Source organism: Rhodovastum atsumiense, from assembly GCF_937425535.1.
Lineage (GTDB): Bacteria > Pseudomonadota > Alphaproteobacteria > Acetobacterales > Acetobacteraceae > Rhodovastum > Rhodovastum atsumiense.
Genome location: NZ_OW485601.1, coordinates 2,343,175 through 2,359,077, shown reverse-complemented (window position 1 = coordinate 2,359,077; position 15,903 = coordinate 2,343,175). Strand labels below are relative to the sequence as shown.

15 protein-coding genes are annotated in these 15,903 nt (G+C 70.8%); 9 read left to right on the top strand and 6 right to left on the bottom strand.

Translation table 11 applies throughout. The features are described from left to right. The first annotated feature begins 8 nt into the window (after positions 1-8). From NBY65_RS10780 to ptsP, 3 genes are all read left to right on the top strand, one after another. Positions 9-542: a PTS sugar transporter subunit IIA gene (locus tag NBY65_RS10780; protein WP_150042598.1), complete on the top strand. Its 534-nt coding sequence runs from the start codon at positions 9-11 to the stop codon at positions 540-542. Continuing rightward, a complete protein-coding gene (locus NBY65_RS10775; RefSeq protein ID WP_150042599.1) occupies positions 539-841 on the top strand; it encodes an HPr family phosphocarrier protein in 303 nt (100 codons plus the stop codon). The genes NBY65_RS10780 and NBY65_RS10775 overlap by 4 nt, the downstream gene beginning before the upstream one ends. 86 nt (positions 842-927) lie before the next feature. Next, a complete protein-coding gene (gene ptsP / locus NBY65_RS10770) occupies positions 928-2,799 on the top strand; it encodes a phosphoenolpyruvate--protein phosphotransferase (protein ID WP_150042624.1) in 1,872 nt (623 codons plus the stop codon). 18 nt (positions 2,800-2,817) lie between these two features. On the opposite strand, the gene NBY65_RS10765 is transcribed toward ptsP, so the two are convergent. From NBY65_RS10765 to NBY65_RS10750, 4 genes are all read right to left on the bottom strand, one after another. Then, positions 2,818-4,296, bottom strand: a complete 1,479-nt coding sequence (locus tag NBY65_RS10765; RefSeq protein WP_150042600.1) for an MDR family MFS transporter — start codon at positions 4,294-4,296, stop codon at positions 2,818-2,820. 107 nt (positions 4,297-4,403) lie between these two features. Further along, the gene (locus tag NBY65_RS10760; RefSeq protein ID WP_150042601.1) at positions 4,404-5,375 is read right to left on the bottom strand and encodes a quinone oxidoreductase family protein; all 972 of its coding nucleotides are present in this window, start codon (positions 5,373-5,375) and stop codon (positions 4,404-4,406) included. A 40-nt stretch (positions 5,376-5,415) separates the two neighbouring features. After that, positions 5,416-5,889 (bottom strand): methylated-DNA--[protein]-cysteine S-methyltransferase, encoded by a 474-nt coding sequence (locus NBY65_RS10755; RefSeq protein WP_150042602.1) that lies wholly within the window; start codon positions 5,887-5,889, stop codon positions 5,416-5,418. Between the two features lie 65 nt (positions 5,890-5,954). Beyond that, positions 5,955-8,000: a thioredoxin domain-containing protein gene (locus NBY65_RS10750; RefSeq protein ID WP_150042603.1), complete on the bottom strand. Its 2,046-nt coding sequence runs from the start codon at positions 7,998-8,000 to the stop codon at positions 5,955-5,957. 145 nt (positions 8,001-8,145) lie between these two features. Here NBY65_RS10750 and NBY65_RS10745 point away from each other — a divergent pair, with 145 nt between their 5' ends. The 6 genes from NBY65_RS10745 to NBY65_RS10720 all read left to right on the top strand — a co-directional run bounded on the left by NBY65_RS10745 (position 8,146) and on the right by NBY65_RS10720 (position 14,167). Then, positions 8,146-8,502 carry a (2Fe-2S) ferredoxin domain-containing protein gene (locus tag NBY65_RS10745; RefSeq protein ID WP_150042604.1) on the top strand — a complete coding sequence of 119 codons (357 nt, stop codon included), beginning with the start codon at positions 8,146-8,148 and terminating at the stop codon, positions 8,500-8,502. A gap of 2 nt (positions 8,503-8,504) precedes the next feature. Continuing rightward, positions 8,505-9,815 (top strand): tRNA uridine-5-carboxymethylaminomethyl(34) synthesis GTPase MnmE, encoded by a 1,311-nt coding sequence (mnmE, locus tag NBY65_RS10740; protein ID WP_150042605.1) that lies wholly within the window; start codon positions 8,505-8,507, stop codon positions 9,813-9,815. Positions 9,816-9,965: 150 nt separating this feature from the next. After that, a complete protein-coding gene (mnmG, locus tag NBY65_RS10735) occupies positions 9,966-11,831 on the top strand; it encodes a tRNA uridine-5-carboxymethylaminomethyl(34) synthesis enzyme MnmG (RefSeq protein WP_150042606.1) in 1,866 nt (621 codons plus the stop codon). Continuing rightward, positions 11,828-12,442 carry a 16S rRNA (guanine(527)-N(7))-methyltransferase RsmG gene (gene rsmG / locus NBY65_RS10730; protein ID WP_239002911.1) on the top strand — a complete coding sequence of 205 codons (615 nt, stop codon included), beginning with the start codon at positions 11,828-11,830 and terminating at the stop codon, positions 12,440-12,442. The genes mnmG and rsmG overlap by 4 nt, the downstream gene beginning before the upstream one ends. Beyond that, entirely contained in the window at positions 12,432-13,271 is an 840-nt protein-coding gene (locus tag NBY65_RS10725; protein ID WP_150042625.1) for a ParA family protein, read from the top strand. The genes rsmG and NBY65_RS10725 overlap by 11 nt, the downstream gene beginning before the upstream one ends. Beyond that, positions 13,268-14,167 (top strand): ParB/RepB/Spo0J family partition protein, encoded by a 900-nt coding sequence (locus NBY65_RS10720; RefSeq protein WP_150042607.1) that lies wholly within the window; start codon positions 13,268-13,270, stop codon positions 14,165-14,167. Before NBY65_RS10725 ends, NBY65_RS10720 begins: the two co-directional genes overlap by 4 nt. A 181-nt stretch (positions 14,168-14,348) precedes the next feature. On the opposite strand, the gene holA is transcribed toward NBY65_RS10720, so the two are convergent. Together holA and lptE are read right to left on the bottom strand one after the other, a co-directional pair. Beyond that, the gene (gene holA / locus NBY65_RS10715) at positions 14,349-15,362 is read right to left on the bottom strand and encodes a DNA polymerase III subunit delta (protein WP_150042608.1); all 1,014 of its coding nucleotides are present in this window, start codon (positions 15,360-15,362) and stop codon (positions 14,349-14,351) included. A gap of 24 nt (positions 15,363-15,386) precedes the next feature. Then, positions 15,387-15,893 carry an LPS assembly lipoprotein LptE gene (gene lptE / locus NBY65_RS10710; RefSeq protein ID WP_162530692.1) on the bottom strand — a complete coding sequence of 169 codons (507 nt, stop codon included), beginning with the start codon at positions 15,891-15,893 and terminating at the stop codon, positions 15,387-15,389. Positions 15,894-15,903 lie beyond the last annotated feature (10 nt).

Genomic DNA, 15,903 nt, shown 5'->3' with positions numbered 1-15,903 from the left:
CAACATCCATGATCGGTCTTGTACTGGTCACCCATGGCCGTCTCGCCGACGAGTTGCGCTCGGCCATGGAACATGTCGTCGGCACGCAGCGGAACGTGGCCACGGTCTGCATCGGGCCCGATGACGACATCGAGGGGCGGCGCGCCGAGATCCAGCGCTGCATCGACACCGTGGACACCGGCGACGGGGTGGTGCTGCTCACCGACATGTTCGGCGGCACCCCGAGCAACCTCGCCATCTCGCAGATGGATCGCCGCAATGTCGAGGTGATCGCCGGGGTGAACCTGCCGATGCTGGTGAAGCTGGCGAAGGTGCGCTCCAACCAGCCGCTCGCGGATGCGGTGGACTGCGCGCAGATGGCCGGGCGCAAATACATCGCCGCGGCCAGCCACGTGCTGCCCAACACCCGCAGAAGCGAAGTCCCCGCGCGCTGCCTGAACGGGGTCTCCGTCGCCCCCATGACCGGCCCCCCGGTGGTGGCCGGCGGGGCCGCCGTCACCGTCGCCCCGGCCGTTCCCGCTGCCAAGGAAGGCGGCGGATGAGCGAGGCCGACGGCCCCGATGCCACTCCCGTCCTCACGCGCACCCTCACCATCACCAATCGTCGCGGCCTGCATGCCCGCGCCGCGGCGAAGTTCGTGACCCTGGCCGAGCGCTACGGGGCCGCGGTGGACGTGGTGAAGGACGGACAGGTGGTTCCCGCGCGCTCCATCATGGGGCTGATGATGCTGGGCGCCGGCCTGGGATCGACGATCGAGCTGCGGGCCGAGGGATGGGACGCCAAGGAAGCGATGGACGCGCTCGCGGCCCTGGTCGAAGCGGGGTTCAACGAGCAGGACTGACGACGCAGCAGCAAGCCGATGCCTGTCGCGCGCCTGCAAGGACGGCAGACATGAAAACGACGGGCAATCCACCCTCCCCTCGCGCCATGCGGGAGCCCGACGAAACCGCCCCGCCGGCCGATCAGCCCGAAGGTGAGGCTGCGCGCCCGCCACGCCGCCGTCCGCGCAGCCCCGTCCCCCAGCAGGACGAACGTCGGCTGAACGGCATCCCGGTCTCCGCCGGGGTCGCGATCGGCCCGGTGTTCGGGGCCACCGAGCCACGGACCAAGATGGTCCGCCAGAAGATTGCAGCCGCCGATATCCCCGCCCAGGCCACGCGGCTGGACGCCGCGGTGGCGCAGTCACGCAAGCAGGTGCTGAAGCTGCGTGCCCGGCTGGGCATGCTGCCCGAGAACAGCCAGGCCGAGATCACCCCACTGCTCGATGCCTATCTGCAGATGCTCGGCCCGTCGCGGCTGGTCCGCGGCGCCCGCCGGCGCGTCACCGAGATGCTGGTCTCGGCCGAAACCGCGGTCGCCGACGAGACCGAGGCGATCGCCGCCGCCATCATGGCAGTGCCCGGTGATGACGACCCCGCCGGCAAGGCTCGCCGGGCCGGGGAAGTCCGCGAAGTCGGCCGGCGCCTGGTGCGCAACCTGACGCAGACGCCGTTCCGCAGCTTCGCCAGCGTTCCCGAAGGCTCCGTGCTGGTCTGTGAGTCGCTGCGCCCGGCCGACGCCGCGCTGCTCGATCCCTCGCGGCTGGGCGGGGTCGCCACCGACGAAGGCGGCTCCGACGGCCATACCGCGGTGATGCTGCGCGCGCTCGGCCTGCCGGCGGTGCTGGGCGTGCCCGGCCTTTCCCAGGCGGCACGGCCGGGCGACACCGTGGTGGTGGACGGCGCTGCCGGCACCGTGGTGATCCATCCCGACCCCGCCACCCTCGCCGCCGCCCGCCGCGCCGTCACCGCCTTCGCCCGCGAGCGCCAGAAGCTCGCCCGGCTGCGTCGCCTGCCCGCCATCACCGCGGACGGCCAGACGGTCGAGTTGCAGGCGAACATGGAGATCCCGGCCGAGCTGCCGCTGGTGGCGCAGGCCGGGGCCGCCGGCATCGGCCTGCTGCGCAGCGAGTTCCTGTTCATGAACCGCGAGACCCTGCCCGACGAGCAGGCGCAGACCGAGACCTACCGCACCATCATCGAGGCGATGGCCGGCGATCCGGTCACCATCCGCGTGCTCGACTGGAGCGGCGAGAAGGACATCGAGGCACTGCAGAGCGAGGGTGTGGTGCCGGAGGTGGGCGAGCAGAACCCGGCGCTGGGCCTGCGCGGCATCCGGCTGCTGCTGCGCCGGCCCGAGCTGTTCGAGACCCAGCTCGCCGCCATCCTGCGCGCCGCCACTGCCGGCCCCACCCGCGTGCTGCTGCCCATGGTCACCACGGTCGGCGAGGTCCGCGCCGCGCGCGAAGTATACGAACGTGTGGTGCGCCGCCTGCGCCGCCGCGGCGAGCGCCTGCCCGACCCGATCCCGCCGCTCGGCATCATGATCGAGACCCCCGGTGCCGCGCTGTCAGCCGATGCACTGGCACTGGAGGCGGATTTCTTCGCCATCGGCACCAACGACCTGACGATGTACACGCTGGCGGTGGACCGCAGCGAAAGCGACGTGGCGTCGCTGTACGATCCGCTGCACCCAGCGGTGCTGCGGCTGGTGCAGTTCGCCACCGAGGCGGCGCTGCGCATCCGCAAGCCCGTCTCGGTCTGCGGCGAACTGGCGGCCAATCCCCGGCTCACCCCGTTGCTGCTCGGCCTGGGGCTGCGCAGCTTCAGCATGAACGCCTCTGCCGTGCCGCGGGTGAAGCAGGCGGTGCGCGCGGTCAGCATCGATGACTGCGCCCGCTTCGCCCGGCGCGTGATGGAGCAATCCGACCCGGTGAAGATCCAGGCCCTGGTGATGGGAGCGGGCGAAGCGGCGGAGTGATCTTCGCGCCGCGCGGCTTCAGTCGCGCTGGCGATGGCCGCTCATCTCGGACGCGGCGTTGCGCGACATGCCCAGGGAGGTCGGCGCCGCCAGCAGCGACACCAGGGCCACGACCAGGAACGCCACCGAGAAATCGCCGAGCCCCGGCGCGGTCTCGCCCCGCAGGGCCATGGCGACGGTCAGCGAGGCCGCCCCCACCGAAATGCCCAGCGTCAGCGAAACCTGCTGGATGGTGCTGTAGAGGCTGGTCGCCGCGCTCATCCGCGTCCGCGGGATGTCATCGAAGGCCAGCGCGTTGTAGGCGGTGAATTGCAGGGAACGGAAAAACCCGCCGGCGAGCAACACCGCGTAGATCGCCACCACCGGCCAGCCCGGATTGAACCCGGCACACAGGGCAAGCAGCAGCGCCGAGAGGATGCCGTTGCAGAGCAAGGTGTCGCGGAAACCGAAGCGACGCAGCACCGCCATGGCAACCGGTTTCATTACCAACGCCCCGGCGGCGCTGGCGAAGGTGATCAGACCGCTCTGCACCGCGCTCTGGCCGAATGTCAGTTGCAGCATCATCGGCAGCAGGAAGGGGATCGCGCCGACGCCGACGCGGAACAACGTCCCGCCGATGACCGAGACCAGGAAGGTGCGGTAGCGCAGCAGGGTGAAGTCGAGCAGCGGCGCCGGATGCCGGCGCGCGTGCAGCGCATAGGCCAGGCCCGCGAGCAGGCCGACGCCGAGCGTGGCACCGGTCAGCCATTCGGGCGCGATGCCCCGTCCCACCGTCTCCAGCCCGAACATCAGGCAGCCCAGCGACAGGCCGGCGAAGGCGAAACCGACCCAGTCGAACCTGGAATCGCTCGGCTCGCGCACGTCCTCGATGAACAGGGTGACCAGCACGATGCCGATGATGCCGATCGGGATGTTGATGTCGAAGACCAGGCGCCAGGAGAAATAAGTGGTGAGAAAGCCCCCGAGCGGCGGCCCCACCACCGGGCCGATCAGCGAGGGCGTGGTGAACCAGGCCATGACCGCCACCAGGTCCGATTTCGGCGTGTTGCGCAGCAGCAGCAGCCGGCCGACCGGAAGCATCATCGCCCCGCCCAGGCCCTGCAGCACCCGGAACACCACCAGGGAGGACAGCGACTGCGCGCTGCCGCACAGCACCGAGGCCAGGGTGAACACCGCGATCGCCACCCGGAACACGTTGCGGGCGCCGAAGCGGTCGGCCATCCAGCCGCTCGCGGGGATGAACACGGCCAGGCTCAACAGATAGGCGGTGAGCGCCACGTTCATGTGGACCGGATCGGCGCCGAAGGCCCGGGCCATGGTGGGCAGCGCGGTGGCGATGACCGTGCTGTCCAGGTTCTGCATGAACAGGGCGCAGGCCACGATCATCGCGGTCAGGCGGGCACGCCGCCGCTCGACCGGGACGACAGGCGACGACCGCGCTGCCCCGGTTGCGGTTGCAAGAGGGGCTGGAGGCGGCGTGCTGTCGCTTTCGGTCATGCCGGCAGGATCGGGGCAGCCGGGCGACAGCAGAAGCGCGCGCAGTGCATGGGCAGGCTGCGTACGCCCCTGTGTCTTTCACCTCTTCGGAGTACGGGCCGCCCTGCCTATGGCAGCAGGACCGTGCTGCCCGTGGTCTGCCGGGCCTCCAGCGCCACATGGGCCTTGGCGGCCTCCTGCAGCGGGAAGGTCTGGTTGACGCGGATCTGCACCGCCCCCTTCCCCACCACCTCGAACAGGTCCTCGGCCGCGCGGACGAGATCGGCCCGCTTGGCGGTGTAGGTCGCGAGGTTCGGCCGGGTCAGGTACAGGCTGCCCTTGGCCGCGAGCAGGCCGACATCGATCGGACCGACCGGCCCCGAGGCATTGCCGAAGCTGACCATCAGCCCGAGCGGCGCCAGGGAGTCGAGGCTGGTGGTGAAGGTGTCCTTGCCGACGCTGTCATAGACCACCGGCACCATGGCCCCGCCGGTGATGCGCTTGACCTCGGCAACCAGCCCGGCATGCCCGACCACGACATGGGCGGCGCCGTGCGCGCGGGCAAGCTCGGCCTTCTCCGGCGTCGAGACCACGCCGATCACGGTGGCGCCGAGATGCTTCGCCCACTGGCACATGATCAGGCCGACGCCACCGGCGGCGGCATGCACCACGATGGTGTCGCCCGCCTTCACCACATAGGTCCGGCGCAGCAGGTACTGCGCGGTCATGCCCTGCAGCATCATCGCCGCGGCGGTGTGGAAATCGATCCCGTCCGGCAACTTTACCAGACGGTCGGCAGCGATGACGCGCTCGGTGGCATAGGCACCGATCGGGGCGGTGGCATAGGCGACGCGATCGCCCGGCTTCACCTCGGTCACGCCGTCCCCGACCGCCACCACCGTGCCGGCCGCTTCCATCCCCGGCACGGCCGGCAGCGCGGTCTTGTACAGGCCGGTGCGGAAGTAGACGTCGATATAGTTCAGGCCGACCGCCCCGTGGCGGACCAGGGCCTCGCCCGGGCCGGGCTCCGGCGTGGGAACGTCCTCCCAACGCAGCACCTCGGGGCCGCCATGGGCGTGGATGCGGATGGCCTTCGTCATGGCTGTTCCATCATGTTCAGCGATTGCAAGCAGAGCAGGGTCACAACAGCGCCGCCTGGATCGGGCGCACCAGCATGCGGCTCTCCAGGTCGAGCAGGAAGCGCTTGGTCGGCAGTCCGTCACCGCCGGAATAGCCGCCGAATCCGTTGGTCGCGACCACACGGTGGCAGGGGATCAGGATCGGGATGGGATTGGCGGCATTGGCGCCGCCGACCGCACGGGGAGATCCCCCGGCGCTGCGGGCAATATCGGCATAGCTGCGGGTCTCGCCCGGCGGGATCGCGCAGAGCGCCTGCCAGACACGACGACGGTACGGCGTTCCCGCGGGTTCGAGCGGCAGGTCGAAGGTGACGCGAAGGCCGTCGAAGTAATCATGCAACTGCTCCCGCGCGCGCAGCAGCAGCGGCGTTTCCGTCTGGTCCCGCCCCCACCCCCAGTCGAGGGCCACGATCGCTCCGTCTTCCTCGGAGAGGGTGAGGTCGCCGATCGGCGTATGCAGGGAAAGCTGGGGCAAGCCAGGGTGTCCTGAGGAAAGGGCGGGCAAGAACGGCCGGATGGCACTGCCAGAGGACGTTTCTGTCAAGTCGGGCCGCGCCGGTGCCGAAGCAGGGCGGCAAGCGCGGCCGGATCGGCGACCGGCGGGGCGCAGACACCACCGCGGCAGAGATAGGCCACGGCCTCGCCGGCAGGGGCCGTCTTGCCATGCGCCGGATGGTCTGGCGGCAAGGGGACGGTCCCTGCCCGCAGCACGGCCAGGGCCGGATCAGGGGCGGCCAGCGCGGTACGCAGCAGTGCCTGCGTCACCCCGGCCACGGGATCACCGGCGATCACGACCAGCGCGCCATCCTCCAGCAGGTCGGCCGCGGCCAGCAGCGTCGGGGCGCTCGCCAGCGCGTTGCCGAGGCCGCCGAACGCCGCCACCAAGCGACGCGCCCGTGTGGCGAAGTCCGGATCGCCGGTCAGGTGGAAAAGGCGGGCCAGCACCTCCGCCAGCATGCCGTTGCCGCTGGGCGTGGCGGTGTCGATGGCGGTGCGCGGACGGGCCTCGGCGCCGAGCGGCACGTCGGTGGCGTCGTCCGCCGTGGCGAAGAAGCTGCCGTCGTGATCACCGAAGCGCGCCTGCGCCGCCGCCACCAGATGCCGGGCCTGATCGAGCCGCCGCGCCTCCCCGCCTGCCTCGAACAGGGCGAGGGCCGCGCGGGCCATCGCCGCCTGGTCGTCGAGCAGGCCGGCGGCGGTGCTGCGCCCCAGCCGCCAGACATGCCGCACCCGCCCGTCCGGTCCGGCCATCGCCGCCATCACCGCGTCGAAGGCCGCACTGGCATGCGCGATCCACTCCGGACGGTCGAACACCGCACCGGCGCGGCAGAGTGCCGCGATCACAAGCCCGTTCCAGTCGGCCAGCACCTTGTCGTCGCGGCCGGGTCGCACGCGGCGGGCGCGCGCGGCCAGCAGGATGTCGCGGCTGCGGGCGAGGCCGGCTTCCGCCATCGCGTCGCCGGTAGGGGTCACCCGGCGCAGGATGGTGCGCCCCTCCCAGTTGCCCACGGGGGTGACGTCATAGGCCTGCTTGAACGCGGCGCTGTCGGGGCCGAGCAGCGCGTCGATCTCCGCCTCGGTCCAGACATAGAAGCGGCCTTCCTCGCCTTCGCTGTCGGCATCCTCCGAGGCGGCGAAGGCAACCCCGCCTCCGACCGGTGCGGCCATGTCGCGCAGCATCCACCCGACCGTCGCGGCGGCACAGGCGGCATAAAGGGGATCGGGCCGGTCGGCCGCGGCCAGTGCCAGCAGTTCAAGGAGCTGCGCGTTGTCGTAGAGCATCTTCTCGAAATGCGGCACCAGCCAGACGGCGTCGGTGGCATAGCGCGCATAGCCGCCGCCAAGATGGTCGTGGATCCCGCCCAACGACATGCGCCGCAGCAGCAGGTGCAGCGCCTCGATGCCGGCCCGGCCGCCGGTGCGGAAACCGTCCTGCCAGAGATAACGGAAAATCGGCGCGTTCGGGAATTTCGGCGCCCCCCGCATCCCCCCTTGCTCGGGATCGGTCGCCTGCAGCAGTGCCGCCGTCACCTGGTCCAGCGTGGCCGGCTCGATCTCCGCCCCCGGACGGGCCGCCGATTGCGCGGCCAGGGCCTGGCGAAGGGCGTCGGCATTCTGGCGGACGGCATCGCGCTGGGCCTGATAGGCCTCGGCCACGCCCTGCAGCACCTGCCGGAAGGAGGGTCGGCCCCAGCGCGGCTCGGGTGGGAAGTAGGTGCCGCCCCAGAAAGGCTCGCCCTCGGGGGTGAGGAACATCGTCATCGGCCAGCCGCCATGCTCGCCCAGGGCATGCAGGGCGGACATGTAGAGATGGTCGATGTCCGGTCGCTCCTCGCGATCCACCTTCACGTTGACGAACAGCCGGTTCATCAGCGCCGCGGTCGCGGCGTCCTCGAAGGATTCATGCGCCATCACGTGGCACCAGTGGCAGGCGGCGTAGCCGACCGACAGCAGGATCGGGCGGTCCAGTGCCCGCGCCTCCGCCAGCGCCGCTTCCCCCCAGGGGCGCCAGTGCACCGGATTGCTGGCGTGCTGCAGCAGATAGGGCGAGGTCTCGTGCTGCAGCAGGTTCTCGGCAGGTGCCATGGCGGGGTCCTTGCGTCGGATCGGTCGATTGCAGATAGGTGCTCGGCCCCGACCCGCGAGGGATGATCCGCCACCGGACCGGGGCCGACCACCGCTCTTCCACCATCCCCGCCCGCCCGCAGGGCGACGCGGGAAGCGAGGTGCCATGCCGAACGCCCGCCGGCCCGATGACCCGCCTTTGCATTTCGAGGCGCATATCTTCGTCTGCTGCAACCGCCGCCCGGACGGGTACCGCCGCGGCTCCTGCGCGGCCAAGGGCTCGGAAGCCCTGCGCGACTACATGAAGGTACGGGTGAAGGAACTCGGGCTCACCAATATCCGCGTGAACATGGCAGGCTGCCTCGATCGCTGCGAACAAGGTCCGGCCCTGGTCATCTATCCCGAGGGCATCTGGTACAAGGTGGCGACGCGCGAGGACGTGGACGCGGTGCTGGAACAGCATGTCCGTGACGGCGGCCGGGTGCCCGCGCTGATGCTGCCGGCCGAACCCGGGAAGGAGTGACGGTGCAAGCCGGCGCGGACCAGGACACGATCTTCGCCCCGGCCTCGGGCGCGGGGCGCGCGGCGCTGACAGTGCTGCGGCTGAGCGGCCCTCGCGCCGGCGACATCCTCGACCGTCTTTGCGGCCGCCGGCCGCCACCGCGGCTGGCCTCGCTGCGCAGCCTGCGCGCGGCGGATGGCGAGGTGCTGGACCGCGGGCTGGTGCTGTGGTTCCCAGGGCCGCGCAGCTACACCGGCGAGGACGGCGCGGAACTGCATCTGCACGGCGGCCGCGCCGTTCTGGCGGCCGTGAGCGACGCGCTGGTCACCGCCGGCGCGCGCCCGGCCGAGCCGGGCGAGTTCACCCGGCGCGCCTTCCTGAACGGAAAGCTCGACCTGCTGGAAGCCGAGGCGGTCGCGGATCTGGTCGAGGCGGAAACCCAGGGCCAGCGCCGGCAAGCCCTGCGCCAGCTCGATGGCGCGTTGGGGGCGATCTATCGCGACTGGAGCGACCGGCTGACCGCGTTGCTGGCCCGGCAGGAAGCGCTGATCGACTTCCCCGACGAGGACCTGCCGCCGGAGCTGGAAGCGGAAGCAGCGGCGGAGATCGCGGCGCTGGCGGCCGAAATCGCGGCGCACCTGAACGACCGCCACCGCGGCGAGCGCCTGCGCGAGGGCCTGGTCTTCGCCGTGGCCGGGGCACCGAACGCGGGCAAATCGACGCTGGTGAATGCCCTGGCGCAGCGGGAAGTCGCGATCGTCTCTCCCCTGCCCGGCACCACCCGTGACGTGCTGGAAGTGCGGCTCGACATCGCGGGCGTGCCGGTGACGCTGCTGGACACCGCCGGGCTGCGCGACACCACGGACCTGATCGAATCCGAAGGCGTGCGCCGCGCGCGGGCACGGGCGGAGACGGCCGATCTGGTGATCGCCGTGCTGGACGCCTCGGCCCCGGAACCGGGCACGGCACTGCCGCAGGCGGCCCCCATCCTGTGGGTCGCCACCAAGATCGACATCGCCCCGGTACCGCCAACCGCCGATCTTGGTGTCTGCGCCCCGACCGGAACCGGGCTCGACCGGCTGCGCGCGCTTTTGGCCGAACGAGCGCGCACTCTGGTCGAGGGCGCCGGGCCACCGCCGCTGACCCGGGCGCGGCACCGGGCCGCCCTGGTGGAAGCGGCGGCGCGGCTCGAGGATGCGCTGGCCGCCCCCCTGCCGGAACTGCGCGGCGAGGATCTGCGGCTGGCGCGGCGGGCGCTCGGCCGCATCACCGGACAAGTCGGGGTCGAGGACATTCTCGATTCCGTGTTCCGGGCATTTTGTATAGGCAAGTAGCCAAGGCGGCCTTGCGCCGCATCTCGTGTTCCGGTCCCGGCAGAGGCGTCCGCTCCTCGCGTGAATCGGAGCACCCACTTCACAGGGAGTGTTCCGGTGCGACGGCCTGTGCCGTCGTGTCGTGACCCTCGCGCCGGAAGAGAGGCCGGGATGAATGAACGCTACGACGTGGTGGTGATCGGCGGCGGCCATGCCGGCTGCGAGGCCGCCGCAGCTTCGGCGCGGATGGGGGCCCGTACGCTGCTGCTGACCCATCGCCTGGACACGATCGGCGAGATGTCCTGCAACCCGGCGATCGGCGGCATCGGCAAGGGCCACCTTGTGCGCGAGATCGACGCGCTGGACGGGGTGATGGGCCGTGTCGCCGATCAGGCCGGCATCCATTTCAAGCTGCTGAACCGCAGCAAGGGCCCCGCGGTCCGTGGCCCGCGCGCCCAGGCGGACCGGGCGCTGTACCGGCAGGCGATGCAGCGCCTGCTGGCCGAGCAGCCAAACCTGACGATCAGCGCCGCGGCGGCGGAGGACCTGGAGATCGTCGCCGGACGGCTGGTTGCGGTGATCTGCGCGGATGGCGCGCGAATTCCGTGCGGCGCCGCGGTGCTGACCGCCGGCACCTTCCTGCGCGGTGTCATCCATGTGGGGCATGAAACCACGCCGGCCGGTCGGGTGGGCGAAGCGCCGTCGCTCGGGCTTGCGGCGACGCTCGCCCGCCTTGAGCTGCCGCTCGGGCGACTCAAGACGGGGACGCCGCCGCGGCTCGACCGGCGCTCGATCGACTGGGACGGGCTGGAAGCGGATCACGGCGATGCCGCTCCGGAACCGTTCAGCGTGCTGACGGAGCGGATCACCAACCCGCAGATCGCCTGCCGCATCACCGCCACCACCCCGGCCACGCACGAGCTGATCCGTGCCAATCTCGCGGCCTCGGCGATGTACGGGGGACAGATCTCGGGACGGGGCCCGCGCTACTGCCCGTCCATCGAGGACAAGGTGGTGCGCTTCGCCGCCCGCGAGCGTCACCAGATCTTCCTGGAACCGGAGGGGCTGGAGGACGACACCGTCTACCCCAACGGCATTTCCACCAGCCTGCCCGCCGCCGTGCAGGAAGCCATGCTCGCCACCATCCCGGGATTGGAGCATGCGCGCATGGTCCGTCCCGGCTATGCCGTCGAGTACGATTATATCGACCCGCGCGCCTTGCTGCCGTCACTGGAACTGAAGGCGGTGGCCGGGCTGTTCCTCGCGGGTCAGGTGAACGGCACCACCGGCTACGAGGAAGCGGCGGCCCAGGGGCTGATGGCCGGTCTCAACGCGGCCCGGCGCTGTGGCGACAGTCTGCCGGTCGTGCTGGACCGGGCCGATGCCTATATCGGCGTGCTGATCGACGACCTGACCACCCAGGGCGTCACCGAGCCGTACCGGATGTTCACTTCGCGCGCCGAGTATCGCCTGACGCTGCGGGCGGACAATGCCGACCTGCGCCTGACCGGGCGTGGCATGGACTGGGGCTGTATCGGCCCGGCGCGCGCCTCGGCCTACCAGGACCACGGCGCGGCAGTGGAAACCGCACGAGCCCGGGCGCGCGCCGAGACGATTGGCACCAGCGTGCTCCGCGCCGTTGGCCTGCCGGTGCGGGCCGACGGCCAGCCGCGCTCGCTGCTCGACCTGCTCGGCCATCCCCGCATCCCGGTCGATTTCATCGAGGGCCAGTTCCCCTGGCTGCGCGACCTGCCCCCACGGGTGCGCGGCCAGATCGAGGTGGAGGCACTCTATGCGGGCTATCTGTCACGCCAGGAGGCGGATGTGCGTGCGTTCCGCCGCGATGAAAGCATGAAACTGGACCACGATCTCGATTATCGGCTGATCGGCGGGCTTTCGACGGAAATCCGCGAGAAGCTGGCCGCCGCTCGCCCGGCCAATTTGGGCGCGGCGGCCCGGATCCAGGGCATGACCCCGGCCGCGCTCACCGCCATCATGGCCTATGTCCGCCAGCGCAACGCCGTGTGTTTCACGTGAAACACGCCCCGACCGAGATACCCGGTGTTTCACGTGAAACACGTGAGCGCCTGGACCTCTACGCCGAGACGCTGCTGCGCTGGAACCGCACGATCAACCTGATCTCGCGGCACGACGAAGCCGAGTTCTGGCAGCGCCACATCGTCGATTGCCTGCAGCTTGCCCCGCTGGTGCCGGCCGGGATCTCCCATGCCATCGACCTCGGGTCCGGCGGGGGGCTGCCGGGGTTGGTGCTGGCAATCGTAACGGGCATTCCTTTCCATCTGGTGGAAGCAGACCAGCGCAAGGCCGCCTTCCTGCGGGAAGCCGCCCGACGCACCGCCGCCCCCGCCACCGTGCACGCCACCCGCATCGAAGCCGTCACCCTGCCCCCCGCCCCCCTGGTCACCGCCCGCGCCCTCGCGCCACTGCCGACCCTGCTCGGCTGGTCGCACCCGCTGCTTGCATCGGGCGGCGTTTGCCTGTTTCTCAAAGGCCGAAGCGTCGATGACGAATTGACCGCCGCGTCCGCAGAGTGGCACATGACGGTCGAGCGGACGCCGAGTCGAACCGACACAGCCGCTTCGATTCTCCGGATCAGCGAGATCGACCGTGTCCGAAATGCCCCCTGAGTCCCTTACCTCCTCCCCTCCCCCGTCCGCGCATGGCGCGCCACGCATCCTCGCCGTGGCCAACCAGAAGGGTGGCGTCGGCAAGACGACCACCACGATCAACCTTGCCACCGCCCTGGCCACGGCCGGCCACCGGGTGCTGTTGATCGACCTCGACCCGCAGGGCAATGCCTCGACCGGTCTTGGCATCGGCCGCAACGACCGCGGCAACGGGACCTATGCCCTGCTGGCCAACGAGGCGCCCTCGGCCGAAGTGCTGCGCCAAAGCTCCGTCCCGAACCTGACGATCATCCCCGCCGAGCCCGATCTGGCCGGCGCCGAGATCGAGCTGGTCGGCGAACCCCGCCGCGAATTCCGCCTGCGGGATGCGCTGCGCGGCAACCCGGAGCTGCGCAACTTCGCCTATGTGCTGATCGATTGCCCGCCCAGCCTCGGCCTGCTGACGCTGAACGGCCTGGTGGCGGCGGATGCCGTCCTGGTGCCCCTGCAGTGCGAGTTCTTCGCCCTGGAAGGCATCAGCCAGATCATGCACACCATCGAACTGGTGCGGCGCGGCCTCAACCCGGGCCTGCGCCTGCAGGGAATCGTCCTGACGATGTTCGATCGCAGGAACAACCTGTCCGACCTGGTTGCCGCCGATGCCCGCGGCTTCTTCGGCGAGCAGGTCTACGAAACCGTCATCCCCCGCAATATCCGTATCTCGGAAGCGCCGAGCCATGGCAAGCCGGTCATCCTCTATGATGCCCGCTCGCCGGGGGCCCAGGCTTACGTCCGCCTCGCCGGGGAATTGCTCAAGCGCGAGCGTGCCCTGCTCGGCCAGGCCGCATGACCCGTCGTGACACGGGCCCACGCCTCGGCCGTGGACTTGCCGCCCTGATCGGTGACGTCAGCTTCGGCGCGGATCTCGCTCCCGCCCCGTCAGCCCTTGCCCCGGCCCCCGCCCCGACCGGCAGCCGGCAGATCCCGGTCGAATTCCTCGAGCCCAGTCCCTTCCAGCCGCGCGGGCCGATCGACCCTGCGAGCCTGACCGAACTGGTGGAGTCGGTGAAGGCCCGCGGCATCCTGCAGCCGCTGCTGGCCCGCCCCCATCCCGACCAGCCCGGGCGCTTTCAGATCATCGCCGGGGAACGCCGCTGGCGCGCCGCCCAGGCCGCCGGCCTGCACGAAGTGCCGGCCCTGGTGCGCGACCTCGACGATGTCGACGCCATGGCCGCGGCGCTGGTGGAAAACCTGCAACGCCAGGACCTGAACGCCATCGAGGAAGCCGAAGGCTATCGCCGGCTGCTCAACGACTACGGCATGACACAGGAAAGCCTGGCTACCGCGGTCGGCAAGTCACGCAGCCATGTGGCGAATACCCTCCGCCTGCTGAACCTTCCCGCCTCGGTGCAGGCAGGGGTGCGCGACGGCGCACTCACTGCCGGCCATGCCCGCGCCCTGCTCGCCTTGCCCGATCCGGAAAAGGCCGCCCAGCAGGTCATCGCCCGCGGCTTGAACGTTCGCCAGACCGAAGCCCTGGCCAACCAGGCCGCCGACGGGGCCGATCCCAGCCGCACGCGCACCCGCAGCAAGGATCCGGAAACCCAGGCGCTGGAGAATGAACTCTCCGAACGCCTGGGGCTCAAGGTCGAGATCAGCTTCGATGGCAAGGGCGGGATGGTGCGCATCCATTACCGCTCGCTCGATCAGCTAGACGGGGTGATCGCACAACTGAACCGGGGCTGACCGCGGCGGGGCGTTGCCCATCGGTCCGCTTCGCGGCCCGATCCTACCAGGAGGCTTCGCCTCCTGGACCTCCACCAAGGGCTTCGCCCTTGGAACCCAATACTCTGTGCCGCGCAGCGAGACTGGGGTGCAGGGGCCTCCTGGCCCCTGCCGGGTCGAGGGCAGAGCCCTCGCCTTCGCTTCAGCGCCGCCGCGCCACCATCGCCCGCTGCGCCAGGCCGATCACCGCATTGCGCGCGATCGTATCCGCCGGTGCACCGGTGCGTTTGCAGGCCCGTTCCGCGTCCCAGAGCCGGTTGGCCGCCCATTCCAGCGCGGCCGGCGACCAGAGGTTCAGCGCCTGGGTAAACGCCGCCACGCGCCGGAAGAACACCGGCGGCCTGGCCGCCCGTGCCGCCTCGGCCGCCGAGAATCCATCCTGCATCAGCGCGCGCGCCCGCTGCAGGCGCTGGATATGTCCAAGCCCGGCCCGCACCACCTGCACGTTGGCGGCCCCTTCCGCCATCGCCAGTTCCAGCGCGCGATCGGTGGCCGCGACATCCCCGGAGGTCGCGGCGAACAACGCGTCTTCCAGCGACAACCCCGCCGCATCGCCCACGCAGGACCGCGCCGCTTCCAGGTCCACGCGCCCGCCCGGCCCCACGAACAGCGCCAGCTTTTCCAGCTCCCCTGCCGTTACCGCGCGATCGCTGCCGAGCTGGCCGGCCAACCAGCCGACCGCCTCATCGTCCACCGAAACCTTCAGCCCCGACAGGGTCGAACGGATCACCTGCTCCAGACCGCGTTCATCGAGCGGATAGCAGCCGATCGCCACGGCATCGCTGGCCCGCTCGATCAGAGCCCTTAATTTCGACTTCGACGCCAGCCCCGGCGCCTCCAGCACCAGCAACGCCTCGCCGCGCCCGGACAACGCCGCCTGCACGGCCGTGGTGGCGGCATCGGTGGCCTCGCGGACGCGCACGACCCGCCGTCCTCCGGTCAGGGCCAGGGCCGCCATCTCCGCCGGGATCGCCCCGAACCCCTCACGTTCCAGCTCAGCCAGACGGAACGGGTCGTCGGCGCCGCCGATCACCGCCCGCACCAGCCGGGCCCCGCGCTCGCGGATCAGTCCCACATCGTCGCCATACAGCAGCACGGCGCGAACCCGCGCCGGATCGCGCAGAACCTCCTCGACACGGCGCGGCTCGAGCTTCATGGGCGTCCCGCCGTTCGGCTTCGCTCAGGTGGGATGCTTGTCGAAGTACGTCGCCAACTGCAGCGTGATCTGGTCCGCCAGGGCCTCGGTGATGCGCTTGGTCACCGCCTCGCCTTCCAGCTCCGTCGCGAAATACTGCTGGTTGAAGACGTTCAGCCCGTCCACGGAACGTGCCGCCCCGGACGTGACGGTCGCCCGCGTGGCATCGCGGGCCGCCAGCGTCCATGTCGCCTGCCCGATATAGCGAATGCGGGTGATCGTCGAATCCCGCTGGATGAAGATGCCTTCCTGCGCCACCGAGACCCCGACCAAAAGGTCATAGCGCTTGGGCTGCTCGGGCCCCCGCTGCAGGCGCGCCTGCAGGGCCTGGCGCAGCAACTGCCCGGTGCGTTCGGGAATCAGGCCCACCGAAATCGCCGACAGCCCGGCCTGCGCCGGGCCTTCGGTTCCAGAGGCGTAGATCGGCCGGAACCCGCAGCCCGGCGCCGTCAGCAGCAGCGCCCCGCCGAGCACCAGGCGTCGTGACAGCATGGGTCGGGAT

What these genes read in the sequence shown, in the direction of transcription:
- NBY65_RS10780 (WP_150042598.1), top strand. Translation starts at nt 9, where the DNA reads ATGATCGGTCTTGTACTGGTCACCCATGGCCGTCTCGCCGACGAGTTG.
- NBY65_RS10775 (WP_150042599.1), top strand. Translation starts at nt 539, where the DNA reads ATGAGCGAGGCCGACGGCCCCGATGCCACTCCCGTCCTCACGCGCACC.
- ptsP (WP_150042624.1), top strand. Translation starts at nt 928, where the DNA reads ATGCGGGAGCCCGACGAAACCGCCCCGCCGGCCGATCAGCCCGAAGGT.
- NBY65_RS10765 (WP_150042600.1), bottom strand. Translation starts at nt 4,296, where the DNA reads ATGACCGAAAGCGACAGCACGCCGCCTCCAGCCCCTCTTGCAACCGCA.
- NBY65_RS10760 (WP_150042601.1), bottom strand. Translation starts at nt 5,375, where the DNA reads ATGACGAAGGCCATCCGCATCCACGCCCATGGCGGCCCCGAGGTGCTG.
- NBY65_RS10750 (WP_150042603.1), bottom strand. Translation starts at nt 8,000, where the DNA reads ATGGCACCTGCCGAGAACCTGCTGCAGCACGAGACCTCGCCCTATCTG.
- NBY65_RS10745 (WP_150042604.1), top strand. Translation starts at nt 8,146, where the DNA reads ATGCCGAACGCCCGCCGGCCCGATGACCCGCCTTTGCATTTCGAGGCG.
- mnmG (WP_150042606.1), top strand. Translation starts at nt 9,966, where the DNA reads ATGAATGAACGCTACGACGTGGTGGTGATCGGCGGCGGCCATGCCGGC.
- NBY65_RS10725 (WP_150042625.1), top strand. Translation starts at nt 12,432, where the DNA reads ATGCCCCCTGAGTCCCTTACCTCCTCCCCTCCCCCGTCCGCGCATGGC.
- NBY65_RS10720 (WP_150042607.1), top strand. Translation starts at nt 13,268, where the DNA reads ATGACCCGTCGTGACACGGGCCCACGCCTCGGCCGTGGACTTGCCGCC.
- holA (WP_150042608.1), bottom strand. Translation starts at nt 15,362, where the DNA reads ATGAAGCTCGAGCCGCGCCGTGTCGAGGAGGTTCTGCGCGATCCGGCG.
- lptE (WP_162530692.1), bottom strand. Translation starts at nt 15,893, where the DNA reads ATGCTGTCACGACGCCTGGTGCTCGGCGGGGCGCTGCTGCTGACGGCG.